The 900-nt window shown below is 74.7% G+C and carries 1 protein-coding gene and 1 pseudogene; one reads left to right on the top strand and one right to left on the bottom strand.

All coding sequences use genetic code 11. From position 1 onward, the window contains the following. Positions 1-244, top strand: a pseudogene (locus tag VR44_RS38755) (ATP-dependent DNA ligase); the annotation flags it as partial. 53 nt (positions 245-297) lie between these two features. On the opposite strand, the gene VR44_RS38760 reads toward VR44_RS38755, so the two are convergent. After that, positions 298-693 (bottom strand): DUF6479 family protein, encoded by a 396-nt coding sequence (locus VR44_RS38760; protein ID WP_045952384.1) that lies wholly within the window; start codon positions 691-693, stop codon positions 298-300. Between the last annotated feature and the right edge of the window lie 207 nt (positions 694-900).

Genomic DNA, 900 nt, shown 5'->3' on the forward strand with positions numbered 1-900 from the left:
CCTCCCCGGGGAGGACGAGGACACCCCCCTGGTGTCGAGCCCCCTGCCGCCGGCCCTCCGCGCGGACCTCGCGGCGGCCCTGCGCACGGCGCCGCCACCGCCCCCGAAGCTGCCGACGGTCACGGCGATCGGCCTGGGCGACACCCCCTACACCCCCCTGGACCCGCCCCTCACGGCGGAGGTCCGCCACGCCTCGACCCGCCACCCCCCGCCCGAGGTGCTCCGCCTCAGGACAGACCTCTGACCCGCGCGGCGGGCGCGGGTCAGAGGTCCGTCGGGGTCCTTCCGGGAGGGCTCTCAGGCGTGCGCCCCACGGCCCGCGTCGGGCGGGGCCCCGGGCTGCGGGTGCGGTCCCGGCCCGGTCACCCGCTTGTACCCGGACTCCCGCTCGGCCCGTACCTCGTCGGGGTGGGCGGAGGTGGTGGATCCGAAGTTCCCGTACCCCTGCATCTCGTGCGGCCGCAGGCCGCCCTCGGGGATCTCCACCTGGTCCCTTTCCTCCCGGACCTCGTGGACGGGACCCCCGTCGGGCAGGTGCGGCTGGCTCTCGGGGGTGGGCGGCGGCGGCTCCTTGGCCCGCACCCGCTGCCCCAGCTTGAACCCGGCGAGCAGGAAGCCGGCCACGACGATTCCGACGATGAAGAACCACGCGCTGCGGGAGAGGGTCGCGTCCACGCTCAGGATCATGTCCATGAATCCCTTTTTCCCGTTTTCGCACCCTTTTCACGCGGCCGGCCCAAGAATCATGGACGCCCCCTTCCTCCTCGCCCCTACCTCAGGGGGCCATCCGAATCCCGCAGCCCCCGGGCGTCCCTCCCCCCGAGCACCCCCAGGATCTCCGCGCAGATCGCCAGCGCCGTCTCGGCCGGGGTCTTCGCCCCCAGGTCCAGCCCGATCGGC

It is taken from the genome of Streptomyces katrae, assembly GCF_000966975.1.
Taxonomy (GTDB): domain Bacteria; phylum Actinomycetota; class Actinomycetes; order Streptomycetales; family Streptomycetaceae; genus Streptomyces; species Streptomyces katrae.

Coding starts and splice junctions, on each gene's coding strand:
- VR44_RS38760 (WP_045952384.1), bottom strand. CDS start 693: ATGGACATGATCCTGAGCGTGGACGCGACCCTCTCCCGCAGCGCGTGG.